This window comes from Roseiarcus sp. (assembly GCF_049514155.1).
Lineage (GTDB): Bacteria > Pseudomonadota > Alphaproteobacteria > Rhizobiales > Beijerinckiaceae > Roseiarcus.
Map to the genome: position 1 here is coordinate 1 of NZ_JBEKVH010000107.1, position 13,538 is coordinate 13,538.

Annotated in this window: 12 protein-coding genes; 6 read left to right on the forward strand and 6 right to left on the reverse strand. The window is 69.1% G+C overall.

The genetic code is table 11. The features are described from left to right. On the reverse strand, positions 1–1,085 hold a 1,085-nt coding region (locus ABSF49_RS14750; RefSeq protein WP_424113415.1), incomplete at its 3' end, for a peptide chain release factor 3. Between the two features lie 94 nt (positions 1,086–1,179). After that, positions 1,180–3,126, reverse strand: coding sequence for an acyltransferase family protein (locus tag ABSF49_RS14755; RefSeq protein ID WP_424113416.1), 1,947 nt, complete (start codon positions 3,124–3,126; stop codon positions 1,180–1,182). A 317-nt stretch (positions 3,127–3,443) separates the two neighbouring features. On the opposite strand from ABSF49_RS14755, the gene ABSF49_RS14760 reads away from it, so the two are divergent. The 3 genes from ABSF49_RS14760 to ABSF49_RS14770 all read left to right on the forward strand — a co-directional run bounded on the left by ABSF49_RS14760 (position 3,444) and on the right by ABSF49_RS14770 (position 6,699). Beyond that, positions 3,444–4,448, forward strand: coding sequence for a LysR substrate-binding domain-containing protein (locus ABSF49_RS14760; RefSeq protein ID WP_424113417.1), 1,005 nt, complete (start codon positions 3,444–3,446; stop codon positions 4,446–4,448). 144 nt (positions 4,449–4,592) lie between these two features. Beyond that, positions 4,593–5,738 (forward strand): MFS transporter, encoded by a 1,146-nt coding sequence (locus ABSF49_RS14765; protein WP_424113418.1) that lies wholly within the window; start codon positions 4,593–4,595, stop codon positions 5,736–5,738. A gap of 121 nt (positions 5,739–5,859) precedes the next feature. After that, entirely contained in the window at positions 5,860–6,699 is an 840-nt protein-coding gene (locus ABSF49_RS14770) for an outer membrane protein (RefSeq protein ID WP_424113419.1), read from the forward strand. 64 nt (positions 6,700–6,763) lie between these two features. On the opposite strand, the gene ABSF49_RS14775 is transcribed toward ABSF49_RS14770, so the two are convergent. Beyond that, complete coding sequence (locus ABSF49_RS14775) at positions 6,764–6,919, reverse strand: DUF1127 domain-containing protein (protein WP_424113420.1); 156 nt, start codon at positions 6,917–6,919, stop codon at positions 6,764–6,766. 300 nt (positions 6,920–7,219) lie between these two features. On the opposite strand from ABSF49_RS14775, the gene ABSF49_RS14780 reads away from it, so the two are divergent. Both ABSF49_RS14780 and rpsD read left to right on the forward strand, forming a co-directional pair. Continuing rightward, positions 7,220–7,348: a hypothetical protein gene (locus tag ABSF49_RS14780; RefSeq protein ID WP_424113421.1), complete on the forward strand. Its 129-nt coding sequence runs from the start codon at positions 7,220–7,222 to the stop codon at positions 7,346–7,348. 188 nt (positions 7,349–7,536) lie between these two features. Beyond that, positions 7,537–8,154: a 30S ribosomal protein S4 gene (gene rpsD, locus ABSF49_RS14785; RefSeq protein ID WP_424113422.1), complete on the forward strand. Its 618-nt coding sequence runs from the start codon at positions 7,537–7,539 to the stop codon at positions 8,152–8,154. 69 nt (positions 8,155–8,223) lie between these two features. On the opposite strand, the gene ABSF49_RS14790 is transcribed toward rpsD, so the two are convergent. After that, positions 8,224–8,919 carry an alpha/beta hydrolase gene (locus ABSF49_RS14790; RefSeq protein ID WP_424113423.1) on the reverse strand — a complete coding sequence of 232 codons (696 nt, stop codon included), beginning with the start codon at positions 8,917–8,919 and terminating at the stop codon, positions 8,224–8,226. Between the two features lie 235 nt (positions 8,920–9,154). Beyond that, the gene (locus ABSF49_RS14795; protein WP_424113424.1) at positions 9,155–9,949 is read right to left on the reverse strand and encodes a DNA-3-methyladenine glycosylase family protein; all 795 of its coding nucleotides are present in this window, start codon (positions 9,947–9,949) and stop codon (positions 9,155–9,157) included. 34 nt (positions 9,950–9,983) lie between these two features. On the opposite strand from ABSF49_RS14795, the gene gluQRS reads away from it, so the two are divergent. Continuing rightward, on the forward strand, positions 9,984–10,859 hold the full coding sequence (gene gluQRS / locus ABSF49_RS14800; protein ID WP_424113425.1) for a tRNA glutamyl-Q(34) synthetase GluQRS: 876 nt from the start codon (positions 9,984–9,986) through the stop codon (positions 10,857–10,859). Here gluQRS and ABSF49_RS14805 read toward each other — a convergent pair. Further along, a complete protein-coding gene (locus ABSF49_RS14805) occupies positions 10,852–12,864 on the reverse strand; it encodes a peptidoglycan DD-metalloendopeptidase family protein (protein WP_424113426.1) in 2,013 nt (670 codons plus the stop codon). The genes gluQRS and ABSF49_RS14805 overlap by 8 nt on opposite strands. Positions 12,865–13,538: the final 674 nt, after the last annotated feature.

Genomic DNA, 13,538 nt, shown 5'->3' on the forward strand with positions numbered 1-13,538 from the left:
TGATTGGGGATGCCGACGACGTCGCCGGCGAAGGCTTCGTCGGCGATCGAGCGATCCTGGGCGAAGAAGAACTGCGGCGCCGACAGCGTGATCGACTTGCCGGTGCGCGTCAGCCGGGCCCGCATGCCGCGCGTCAGCTTGCCCGAGCAGACGCGGGTGAAGGCGATGCGGTCGCGATGGTTGGGGTCCATGTTGGCCTGGATCTTGAAAACGAAGCCGGTCATCTTCGGCTCGTCCGCCTTCACCGTGCGGGTCGAGGCTTCCTGCGCGCGCGGCGGCGGGGCGAATTCGGCCATCGCGTCGATCAGGTTGCGCACGCCGAATTCCTTCAATGCGCTGCCGAACAGCACCGGCGTCAGATGTCCTTCGAGGAACGCCTGCTTGTCGAACGGGCGGCAACCCTCGACTGCGAGCGTCATCTCCTCCATCGCCGCGGCGCGCTCGTGCTCGGGCAGCATCGCCCAGATCGCCGGGTCCTCGGGACCCGAGACCGGCGTCTCGTTCGCGTCCCTGTCGAGCGTGCGCAAGGTCTTGCGACGGATGTCGTAGGCGCCGACGAGCCCGCGGCCGCGCCCGACCGTCCAGTCGAGCGGCGCGGTGTCGAGCGCCAGCGTCTTCTCGATCTCGTCGAGCAGGTCGAACGGATCGCGCGTTTCGCGGTCCATCTTGTTGATGAAGGTGACGATCGGGATGTCGCGCAGCCGGCAGACCTCGAACAGCTTGCGGGTGCGCGCTTCGATGCCCTTGGCGGCGTCGATCACCATCACCGCCGAGTCGACCGCAGTCAGGGTGCGGTAGGTGTCCTCGGAGAAGTCCTCGTGGCCGGGCGTGTCCAAGAGGTTGAAGACGCAGCCGCCGTATTCGAAGGTCATCACCGAGGTGACGACCGAAATGCCGCGCTCGCGCTCGATGCCCATCCAGTCGGAGCGGGTCTGGCGGCGGTTGGCTTTGGCCCGCACTTCGCCGGCGAGCTGGATCGCGCCGCCGTAGAGCAGGATCTTTTCGGTCAACGTCGTCTTGCCGGCGTCCGGGTGGGAGATGATCGCGAAAGTGCGCCGGCGCGCGACGGGGCTCAAAGGGGTCATGGAAATTTCGGGAGGGCGGGGTCGGCGGCTGCTTTAGCCCAGCTGCGCGACGATGGAAAGCGGCGTCCGCGGGCGTGGGCGTTGGGCCACGGCCTCAAGGCGGCGGCAGCCGCAGCGACGAGGTGTGTTCGCCGATCCAGCGCGAGCCTTCGAACGAGAGATGGCCGGCGTCGCGGTAAAGGAAGACGCCGCCCTCCGAGGCCGGGCAGACGTCGTGGCGGCAGAGCTGATCCCTCAGCCACACGACACGGATCCCCTTCGCCTCGACCGCGCGCAAGAGCGCGCTCGTGGCCGCGTCATGGGCCTCTTCGGCGGCGAGCGAAAAGTCGCAGGTCGCGACCGGAACGTCGAGCACGCTGGCCTTCTCGAGGCACTCGCCGATGTTCTCGCCGCTCGCCGGCGGCGGCGCGACGATCGTCGCCCGCTTGCCGAGCGCCTCGATCGCCCGGACCGTCGCCGTCAACCGCTCGACGACGAAGGCGGCGTCGGGCGCCCGCGGTCCGTCGGGCGTCGCCAGCCGCGACACGCGATCGAGATATTCGCCGAACGGACTCGCCAGCACGACGTCGGCGATTTGCGGCTGCGTCGCCAGATAGGCGAGCACGGCCTGATTGAAAGCGAAGCAGCGCGTGGCGAAGGCTTCGTCGAGTTTGGCGGTAAGCTGGCTCAGGCCGAGGACGGGCCCGCAGGCGCTGCGCGTCGCCTGGACGAGCGCGCGGCCCGGATTGGCGGCTTCGACGCCATCGACGATGTGCATCGCGTAGGAATCGCCCCACACCATCAGCGTCGGCGCCGGGCCGGTCTGGCATTGCGGCTTCGGCTCGTAGGCGCCGCCTTGGTCGCAGGCGGGCGACAGGCCGGTGTTGGGCGCAAATCGCCGCTCGATCGTCGCCAGCGTCGGGTTGCGAAACGGCAGGGGCGGCGGCGGCGACGTATGCGCGACCTGCTGGATGCCGAGGCCGACGGCGAGCAGCGCCAGGCTCGCCGGCGCCAGCGTCCAGACGAGCCGCCGCGTCGAGACGCGCGCGCGGTCGCGGAACGGCGTCTCGACGAAACGCCAGGAGAGCGTCGCGAGCAGCAGCGTGAGAACGATCAGCCCCGCCATCGTCAGGCCGGGAACCGCGTGGACGTAGCGCAGGCGCGCGAAGACGAACACCGGCTGGTGCCACAGATAGGCGCTGTAGCTGATCAGGCCGAGGCCGACGAACGGGGCCGAGCTGAGCAGGCGATGGACCCAGGTTCCCGGCGTCGCCGACAGCAGAATCGCCGCTGCGCCGAGCGTCGGCAGCAGAGCATAGAGGCTCGGAAACGCCGCGGCGGGATCGAGGGCGAAGACGCTGACGACGATCGCCGCCAGGCCGGCGAGCGACAGGCCCTGCCGCCAGCCGTCGGCGGGCGCGAGCGGATCGTGCGGCGTCAGCGCCGCCAGCGCGCCGATCAGCAGCTCCCAGGCGCGCGTCGGCAGCAGGTAGAATCCGTCGCCGTCGCCGCGCAGCGCGTAGAGCTCGGCGAGGCCGAAACTGAGCCCCGCGCCGATGGCGAGCGCGCCGACGATTTTGCGCCGCCCCAGCCGCCATAGCGTCAGCAGCAGGACGGGAAAGATGAGGTAGTACTGCTCCTCGACTGCGAGGCTCCAGGTGTGCAGCAGCGGCTTTTCCTCGCCGATGGCGACGAAGTAGCCGCCGCTCGATCCGACGAAGACGTAGTTGGAGATGAACGCGGTCACCGCGGCAAGGCTGCGGCCGTAGCCGTTGAGCAGGCCGATGGGCGCCCACAGCCAGGCGAGCGGGACGAAGCACGCGACGACCAGCAGCAACGCCGGCAGAATCCTTCGCGCCCGCCGCTCGTAGAAGCGCGCCAGGGTGAACGTCCCCGCCTGCCGCTCGGAGACGATCAGGCCGGTGATGAGATAGCCGCTGATGACGAAGAAGACGTCGACGCCGACGAAGCCGCCGCTGACCGCATTCACGCCGGCGTGCCAGAGGATGACCGGCGCGACCGCAACCGCCCTCAGCCCGTCGATTTCCCTGCGACGCAACATCCAACAGCCTCGCCGGCCGGCGCTTCGCGGCGTCCGGCGCCCTGGTGCCGCCGGGTGAGACTGCGCTTCGTCTCGCCGCGTGCGGCAGGGCGAAGCGGTCCGCGCGGCGATCGCTTCGCGACTGGTATCGGGAGGATGGCGGAATCGTCAAGCGCGCCGCCGGCGCGATTCGGGTGTGGACCAATCGCGCGCAGGGACGCTCGGGCCCTTGCGAGCGGGAGGCGCCGGCCATATCGTCACGTCGGACGACCGCGCGCCCGATCACGCGATCAAGCGCGACGGCTGGCGTCCCGCATCGCCCTCGGGGATGATGGACGATGGATCGCAAATGGTTGCCGCTGAACGCATTGCGGGCGTTCGAAGCGGCGGGTCAGCACCTGAGTTTCACCGCCGCCGCCAATAGCCTCACCGTCGCCCAGAGCGCGGTCAGCCGGCATGTGATGGTGCTGGAGAACTTCCTCGGCGTGACGCTGTTCGAGCGTCGGCCGCAGCAACTCGTGCTGACCGAGGCGGGACGCCACATCCTGCCGGTGGTGTCGAAGTCGTTCGACCGCATCGACCAGGCGCTCGGCGAGGTCATCAAGGAGAAGGGCCGACCGAAGCGCGTGCTCAAGGTCGCGCTGCCGACTTCGTTCGCCCATCGCTTGGCGATTCCGATTCTGCGCGACTTCCGCTCCGAGAATCCCGGCATCACGCTCGAGATCGTCTCCAAGCCGACGGCCGCCGCCGACATGGACGGCGACATCGACATCGCCATCGTCTATTCCGAGCCGCGCGTCGCCGACGCCATCCACGACCTGCTGTGGATGGTGCGCGCGACGCCGTTGTGCAGCCCCAAGCTGCTCGAAAACGCCGACCGTTCCGATCCGTTGAAGTTCATCGCCGCCAACGATCTGCTGCACGTGAAGATCGACGGCCGTTCGCGGCACTTCTTCTGGGAGAACTTCGTCCGCTCGCTCGGCCGTCCCGATCTTCCGGTCGATCGCGGTCTCGTTTTCGACACCGAGCAACTCGCGGTTCAGTACGCCGTTCTCGGCGACGGGGTTGCGCTCTCCGATCCGCTGCTGTTCGCCGAGGAGATCAAGGCCGGCCGGCTGGCGCGGCCGTTCGACCTGTGGCTCGACGAAGGCTACGGCTACTACCTGACCACCCACCCCGAAGACCTCAGCAACGAGGCGGTGGCGCTGTTCCGCTCGTGGCTGATCGCGCGCTTCAGCGGCGCGGCCGCGGCCACGGCGGCGCCAGCGGCGCCGGCCGCGCCCACCGAAGTCGAGACCGGCAACGGCGAGGCGGCGAAAGCGCGCGTGGCCGCAGCGAAGTGAGCGCGCGCGTTTACAGGCGCCGGCGCGGCGCCTAGGCTCGACGCCGACGCGAATCGAAGCGCCGCGCTGCGGGGCGGCGCTCCTGTGGATTCTGACGGAATGGAGCGACAACGCGCGCCGACGCCGGCGTCGACGGACGCGTGCGTGTGGGTCTTGACCCCGCGCGCCGCGACGGCGTCGATGTTCTTCGCCTTCGGCGTCGGTCTCGGCGCGTGGTCGGGCGCGTCGGCGGCCATCGTCGCCCGCATCGGCTTGGACCCGTCGACCTACGGCGCCGCGCTGACGCTGTTCACCGCCGCCTATCTCGCGGCGATGTCCTCGGCGGGGGCGATCTCGCGCCGCTTCACCGCCAAGCGGGCGCTGGTCGTCTCGGCCGTGGCGTCGGCGCCGGCGCTCGCCGCGCTGCTGCTCGTCGACGACGTCGTCAGCTATTTCGCATTGCAGACGGCCTACGGCTTTCTCGCCGGCATGGTCGATCTGACGATGAACGCCGCCGGCGCGCGCATCGAGCGCGGCCTCGGTCGCCCGGTTCTCGCCGGCATGCACGGCGCCGCCTCGGCCGGCGTCGCGATTGCGGCGGCGGCCGCGGGGCTGATCGCGACCAGCGCCGCGCCGTGGATTTCCTGCGCCGTCGTGATCATCGCGCTGTGGGTCGCGGCGGCGGCGGTTGAATTCGCCGTCGCCGCCGACCGCGGCGAACCGGTCGGCGCGGTCGCCGTCGATCGCCGCGCCTTCGCTTCGCGCCCGCTGGCGGCGCTCGGCCTGGTCATCGGCGCCTGCATCGCTTGCGAAAGCGCGGCGATGGCGTGGTCGGGGCTGGTTCTGCGCCGCGAGGCGCCGGAACTCGCGGCCTTCGCCGGTCTCGGCGCTTCGTTCTTCGCCGGCTGTCAGGCGCTGCAACGCTTCAACGTCGATCGTTTGCGCGCGCGCGTCGCCGACCGGCGGCTGATCGTCGCCTCCCTCGCCGTCGCCTCGGTCGGCTTTTCCCTCGTCGCTTTCGAGCCCGGCTTCGCGCTGAGCGTTGTCGGCTTCGCCATCATCGGCTTCGGCACGGGCGCGGTCGTGCCGTGCGGCTTCGCGCTCGCCGCTTCCCAGCCCGGCGCGTCGGCGGCGGCCGGTCTCTCGGCGGCGGCCTTCTTCGGCGCGTTCGCGCGCCTGCCGGCGCCGCTCATCGCCGGCGCGGTCGCCGAGGCGCTGTCGCTTTCGGCGGCGTTCGCATTGTTCGCGCTGCTGCTGATCGCGGCGCTGGCGGCGACGCTGCGGTTCGTCGGGCCGAGGGCGGCGGCTTAGCCGCTCGGCCGCCCAAGGCGGCGAATTCCCCCAAGAGAGCAAGGGACGGTGTGAATTAACGATTGAATCAGCGCTCGTATGCAACTATTAGTTGCATATCCTGCTTTGGAGGGGGCCCCCTATGCGAAGTCGCTTTATTCTCGTCGCCGTCTGCTGCGCGCCGACGGCCGCCGTCGCCGCCGATTTCGGCGCGCCGCCCGCGCCATACAGCTGGACTGGCGTCTATTTCGGCCTCAACGGCGGTCTCGGCTGGGACAATACGAAGACGAACTATAGTTATTCGTCGATCCCGGCGCCGTCGCCGCCAGGTTTCGAGGACGTCTTCGGCGCCGGCGGCCCGCTCAACGTGACCGGCGACTCCGCCGTACAAAGCGCCATCGCCGACGGATATTTGCCCGTCAGCCTCGGCGACTCGTCCAGCACGTTTGGCGCGATCGGCGCTCAGTTCGGCTACAACTATCAGATGCAGCAGATGGTCATCGGCTTCGAGGCCGATCTCGACTGGGCCGACGGCGTGCGTTCGGCCAATTTCGTCGCGCCGCCAAATATCGCCAGTCTCACCAATGTCGGCCATCAGAGCGCCGGGCTGCAATGGCTGGGCACCGCGCGCCTGCGCGCAGGCTACGCCTTCGACCGTGCGCTGATCTTCGCCACCGGCGGCGTCGCCTTTGGCGGGATCAAGGCGGAATCCTCCGCCTCGGAATTCGACGGCGCGAACACCGACATCTTCGCCGGCTCGGCTTCGGGCGCCAAGGTCGGCTACGCGCTCGGCGGCGGCGTCGAATACGCCTTTGCCGCCAACATGTCGCTGAAGGCCGAGTATCTCTATTACGATCTCGGCAAGGCCAACTACACCGTCGCGGCGGCGAATACGATCGCCGAGGGCGAGGGGCTGTTCGTCAACGCCAGCCAGCGGTTGGACGGCAGCCTGGTGCGAATCGGCCTGAACGTTCGCTACTAGACAAACAACTTCCGGCGCCGCGGCCGCTCGGACCGGCGCGCCGGAAGCTTGGTCAGGGGGGACATCAGCCTTGCGCGGCCTGGCGCGCGATGTGTTCGATGTCGGCGCGATCGATGCCGATGTCGTGCAGCTCACGGTCGGTGTAGGTGGACAGCTCGCGCATCGTGTCCCAATACACGCGACGTTCGCGGAAATAACGGCGGATGGCTTCGAAGTTCATAGCTGGCTCCTTGTTGTGTCGTCGCCGGCGGCGGTTGTGGATCGCTCGTCGGCTTGAGCCCTTGCGCATTCCATCCCAAGACGCGTCCTACATAGTACGGCGCCGCACAAAGGTCAATGCTGCATTGCATCATCTATGCACTGCACGCATAGTAGGTCTGCGTATGAGGTGCGCGAATCGAAATTTTCTTCGGTTTGTCCGAATTAGTTGCCCAAGTATGAACGTATGGGCCCGCTGCGGTATGGCCTGTCATGTAACCTTTGCATGACAAGGCCCGTCCTCGCGGCGGACCAGGACCCGGTGATTCGCGCCGTGCGCACGCTTGGCGCGGGCGGCTTGCATGACGACGCGGACCGGGTTCGCGCCGAAGAAACGGCGCCGATCCTGGCGGATTCGACGCGGGCAATCGGCTGGCGATATTCGATTTGACATCCCTGCGCCGTCAGCCTACGGGACTGCGCGACGCGCGCGCCCTTGGACGAGGGCGCGTTCGTCGTTTGACGCACCCGCGGCTTTCGCCTTGCTCGGCGGACGCCTGTCGGCCCGGCTCCCGCCTCGCAGCGAGGGTCGGCGCAGAGGAGGGCGCGTTCCCTGACGTTCGAACCAGAGGAACCGCGATGACGAAGCGCGCCGAAGCCAAATACAAAATCGACCGCCGGATGGGCGAAAACATCTGGGGTCGGCCCCGCAGCCCGTTCAACAAGCGCGAATACGGCCCCGGCCAGCATGGCCAGCGCCGCAAGGGCAAGGCTACCGACTTCGGCACCCAGCTGAAGGCCAAGCAGAAGCTCAAGGGCTATTACGGCAACATTTCCGAGCGCCAGTTCCACAAGTACTACGTGGAGGCGTTGCGGATGAAGGGCGATTCGAGCGCCAACCTCATCGGTCTGTTGGAGCGCCGGCTCGACGCGGTCGTCTATCGCGCCAAGTTCGTGCCGACGGTGTTCGCCGCGCGCCAGTTCGTCAACCATGGCCATCTCAAGGTCAACGGCCGGCGGGTCAACATCGCCTCCTATCAGGTGAAGGTCGGCGACCTCATCGAGATCAAGGAATCTTCGCGCCAGCTCGCGACGGTGCTCGAGGCCGCGGCGCTCGCCGAGCGCGACGTGCCCGACTACCTCGAGGTCGATCATGGCAAGGGCTCGGCCAAGATGACCCGCGTGCCCGGTCTCACGGAAGTGCCCTATCCGACCCAGATGGAGCCGAACCAGGTCGTCGAGTTCTACTCGCGCTGACCTTCCTTCGCTCTCACGCGACGTGTTCGAGAGCCGCCTCGTCGAGGCGGCTCTTTCGTTTTGCCGCCCTTAGCGCGCCGTGGCGCGAAAGGCTTGGGCGAGGAACAGGCCGCCCTGTCGCAGCCCGCCGGCGTCGATGCCGTGGCCGATTCCGAACGACAGATGCCATTGGTTGGGGATTTCGGCCCGCGCGAGATCGTCCGTCGCGGCGAGCATCGCTTCGAGCGGGATCACCGGATCCTGGTCGCCGTGGACGAGCAGGATCGGCGGCGGTTCGCCCCGCGCATTGCGCGCTTTCGCTTCGCCGAGCTTGTCGGGTCCGACCAGCATGCCAGAATAGGCGACGATCGCCGCCGGCGCGCGGCGGCGGCGCAGGCCGACGTGCAGCGCCATCATCGACCCCTGGCTGAAGCCGACCAGAGCGAGGCGCGAATCGTCGAGGCCGAGCCGGGCGAGTTCGGCGTCGAGAAAGGCGTCGAGCGCCGGCCGCGCCGAAACGACGCCGCGCCAGCGCTCATCCGCGCCGCGCGCGTCGTCGGGCGCGAGGACGTCGAGCCGGAACCATTGCCGGCCCGTCGGCGCGCCGGCGCAGCGCTCGGGCGCGTGCGGCGAAACGAAAGCGGCGTCGGGCAACAATTTCCGCCACTGCCGGCCGAGTTCGATGAGGTCGTTGCCGTCGGCGCCATAGCCGTGCAGGAACACGACCAGCCGCTTGGCGGGGGCGGACTCGGGATCGAGGCGCGGGCCGGTCAGTTCAGCGGGCATCGGCAAGAGTTCCGGCGTAGGGGCGGTAACGCCCTCTAGCGCGAAGCCGAGCGCAGCGCCAGTTCTTGCCAGGGCCGGCGCGCTTCGCCAAGCCAAACTTGCCTGGCGCGGCGGTCCCCGCAGACTCGTTCCTTGTTGACTTCGCGTCTCTCTCGCGCAGAATCGCAGCCAAGCAAGCAACGCACGAAACCGCCGTTGCGCCGGCGAGGCGGCGCGGAGGGCGGAGGTCTGGTTCCTACTCCCCGACCACACCGGCGCGCTGCTTCACGCCGCGGTAATAGGCCCAGAGCAGCCGCGCCGCGACGCCGCGCAACGGCCGCCAGCGTTCGGCGATCTGTTCCAGCTTGCGCGCGTCGGGCCGTTGCTTGAGCCCGAGCGCGAGCCGCGCCGCCTCCTGCAGCGCGAGGTCGCCGGCGGGAAATGCGTCGGGATGACCGAGGCAGAACAGCAGGAAGAGATCAGCGGTCCACGGCCCGACGCCTTTGACCGCGATCAGCGCCTCATGCGCCGCCTCGGCCTCGAGCGCGGCGAGGCCGGCGAGATCGAGGCCGTTGGTCGTCGCCTCGGCGAGCGCCCTCAGCGCGCGCGTCTTCGCCTGCGACAGGCCACAGGCCTTGAGCGTCGCCGCGTCGGCGGCGAGCACGCTCGTCGCGTCGAGCGGCGAGAACGTCGCCTGGAGGCGCGCGACCATCGCGTTGGCGCTGGCGACCGACACCTGCTGCGAGACGATGATCGCCACCAGTCCGGCGAATCCCGGCTCGCGCCAGCGCAAGGGCGGCGGGCCGCCGACCGCGAGCATCGCGCCGACCGTTTCGGGATCGAGCGCCTGCAGTCCGGCGAGCGCCGCAGCGAGCGCCGCTTCGTCGGCGATCGGCGGGCCGGGGTGATAGCGCGGCGCGGCGACGCGCGTCTTGGGCGCGCGCTTGGCCACGCTCCGCTTGACCGTCGCGCTCCGCTTGACGCCGGCCTTGCGCGCATTCGTCGTCACACCCTTGCCGCCGCCGCGCTTTTTCGAAACAGTGCCCGCCATTCTCGCCGCCGTCCGATTCTGTGAGCCGAAGCCGATGGCGCCCATCTTCCGCTTCGCGCCGTCGCCGAACGGCGCGCTGCACCTCGGCCACGCCTATTCGGCGCTGATGAACGCGCGCCTCGCCGCCGCCGCCGGCGGGCGTCTGCTGCTGCGCATTGAAGACTTGGACCGCGTCCGCTGCAAGCCCGAATACGAATCGGCGATCCGCAACGATCTCGCCTGGCTCGGACTCGTGTTCGCCGGCGCGCCGCGCCGCCAGAGCGAGCACGGCGACGATTACGCGCGCGCGCTCGAAGCCTTGCGCGCGCGCGGTCTCGCCTATCCCTGCTTCTGCAGCCGCGGCAGGGTCGCCGCCGTCGCTTCCGGGCGCGACCCTGACGGCGCGCCGCTCTATCTAGGGACCTGCCGATCGCTTGCGCCCCGCGACGTCGCTGAGCGGCTCGCCGCCGGCGAGCCCGCCGCCTGGCGGCTCGATTCGGCGCGCGCGCGCGCCGTCGCCTCGGCGGCGCTGACGTGGCGCGAGTTTGGCGAGGGCGAGACGGAAGCGCGCTGCGTCGCCGATCCCGTCGTCTGGGGCGATTTCGTCCTGCGCGGTCGCGACGCCGCCGCGAGCTACCACCTCGCTGTCGTCGTCGACGACGCGCTGCAAGAGATCAGCGACGTCGTCAGGGGCCGCGACCTCTTCGCCTCGACTTCGGCTCATCGCCTGCTGCAGGCGCTGCTCGGCCTGCCGGCGCCGCGCTACCGCCACCATCGGCTCGTGCTGGACGCCAACGGCGACAAGATGTCGAAGAGCGCCGCCTCGACTCCGCTCGGCGCGCAGCGCGCTCAGGGCGCATCGGCCGAAGACTTGCGCGTCGCGCTCGGCTTCGCGCCGGGCCCGTCGCGCTTCGCCGTGCGACTCAGTTGAGCTTGGCGGCGACGGCGGCGGTCGGCGAGGTCGGAGCGGCGGAAGCGGCGCTCGGCGCCGCAGCCATCAGCTGCTCGATGCGGTCGCGCTCATGCTTGAACGAGGCGAGCATCTTGCCGTCGAACTCACGCGTACGCGCGAGCTTGATCGCCATCGGGTCGACGAAATTGCCGTTGATGATGACTTCGTAATGCAGATGCGGGCCGGTGGCCAAGCCCGACTGGCCGAGATAGCCGATCACCTGTCCCTGCGTGACATGCACGCCCGCGACAATGCCGCGCGCGAAGCCCGACATGTGATTGTAGGTGGTGACGTAGCCGTTGGCGTGCTGGATCTCGACCCGCCGTCCGTAGCCCGACGTGAACTCCGCTTTGATGACGACGCCAGTTCCCGCGGCGACGATCGGCGTGCCGATCGGCGCGCCCCAGTCGACGCCAGTGTGCATGCGCGCGTAGTGCAGAATCGGATGGTAGCGCATGCCGAACGGCGAGGTCATTTCGCCGGCGACGATCGGTTTGCGGATGAGGAACTTGCGCACCGAGCGGCCGTTCTCGTCGTAGAAGTCGACCAGGCCGTCGTCGGGCGTCTGGAAGCGGTAGTACTTGAACACCTGATCCCGCACCGTCATCGATGCGAACAACAATTGCGGATGCGGGTCGATTTCGTCGGGCTCGGCGACGAAGGCGGTGACCGAATCGCCGGGCTGGGTCGAGCGCTGGAAGTCGACATCGTTGGCGAAAGCGCGCACCATTTCGCTGATGATCGGTTTCGGCAGGCCCTGCTTGAGCGCGGTCTCGTAGAAGCTTTCGTAGAGGCTGACGCCGCCGTTGTCGGCGTCTGCGTCGTTGTGCTGGGCGACGGCGCGCGGCAGCGTCACCGGCACGTAGGCGCCTTCGTCGTTGATCGCGATCGTCGATTTGAGCTGCTCGTCGGCGTAAACCGAGACGCGCGCGATCGTCGCCGGCTTGCCGGGCTCCGCGTCGTCGTATTGCAGGATGATCTTTTGTCCTTCGGCGACCGGCGATTCGCCGCGGTTGACGCCGAAGGCGGCGAGGATCGCGTCGGCCGCGTCCTTGCTCGCCCCGTTGGCGCGCAGCAGATCCTCGAACGCTTCGCCGCGCCGCAATTGCGCCAGCCGCTCTCGGCTCTCAGCCGGCGCCGGCGTCATCACCGCGTCGGTGACGTTCTCGGGCACCATCTTGACTTCAATCGAGGCGAAGGGCGCGTTGGCGTTGACCGAGCCGGCGGCGGCGTAGGAGAGGGCGCCGAGCGGGTCGATGCCGGCCTGGCTGGTGCGCTTGAGCAGGAGCTGCGAGGGCAGGGCCGGCGCGTCGTCGCCCGACGCCGCGGCCTTCAGCAGTTCCGCCACCTGCGCCTGCGCTTCGGCGAGGGTCAGTTCGCCGGTGGCGGCGACCGCTTCGTCGGCGGCGAGGTCGCGTTGCGAGAACGCGACTTCGGCGTCGTCCTGCGCCGGGCCGGGGTCGGGCGGCGCGTCGGCTTTCTCGGCCGCGCCGCTGGTCACCATCAGCGGATCGAACGGCGGCACCGAATCGGCGAAGGCATTCGGCGTCAGCGTCAGCGCCGTCGACAGGATCGTGAACGGCCGCATCCGCACGACTTCCTTGTCGCCGATCTTGATCGTCGTCGGCGCCTTGTAGGTCTGCTTGGCGGCGACGACGTCGATCGGCCTGACCAGCCGGTCGCCCTTGCTCGGATTGACGCCTTCGGCCTCCTCGTGGCGGGCGAGATTGGCGAGTTCCGGCGCCTCGGCGAAATTCGATTGGCGGTCGAGATCGAGGTAGAGCGCGGCGCCGATCAGCGCCAGGCCGGAGAGGCCGGAGAGCGCCACGCCGGCGAGCCAGCGCAACGAGATGCGCCGCCGCTCGCGGCCGTCGATGCGCGGTTCGCCGATCTCGATCGGCGGCTCGTGGCCGAGCTCGACGATCGAGCGGAGCCTGTCGGTCGGCCCGGCGGCGCGGGCGATGCGGGCGGCGGAAGTCGTCACGTTCGCTCTTGTTCGCTCGCTCGCTGTTCCCACCCTGGCGGTCCCCTTAGTACCGGCGCCGCCGCGACCGCGCAACGCGTCGGCGGGCGCTTCTCGGCCAAAACCATGGCTGTTGTGCGGCGGGCGGCCCGTCGCGACGGCGCGATCGGGCCAATTATCCCCAGGCTCGACCCCGGCGCCCGCGCGATTTGCGACTCTTTTGCAAAAACAATTTGACACCGAGTACCCGGCCACATATATCAGCCCGACCGACGGCGGTGGCGCTGTGGCGGCCAGCGCGGCGTCGGGACTTCGGGACGATCTCGAGAAGCGCTCCTCCCTGCTGGGAAGCGGGGGCAGGACGGTTTCGGTCGTCTCGGTTTGCGGCTTGGCCGCGGAATTCGGGTTTGCGCGGCGGTTCGCGCGGGGCGTCTGGCTCCGGCGGTCGCAACGAGGATCCAAAGGGGAAGCGAAAGCTTTCCCACTGCTATTTGACAATTGCATCGGAAGGAAGAGAGACGTGGGCGGCGGGGTCCTTGCGGGGCTTTGTTGTCTGGGGTGGTTTCGTGTGAGCGGAACTGGCGCGGGCGATGGGGTCTTAAAGAGACTACTGACGGTCACGTTTCAAAATTCATCGCGCTTTTTGCGATAGCGGGTCGGAACGTCGGGAGACGGACGGGCTTGCGGTTTGCGGA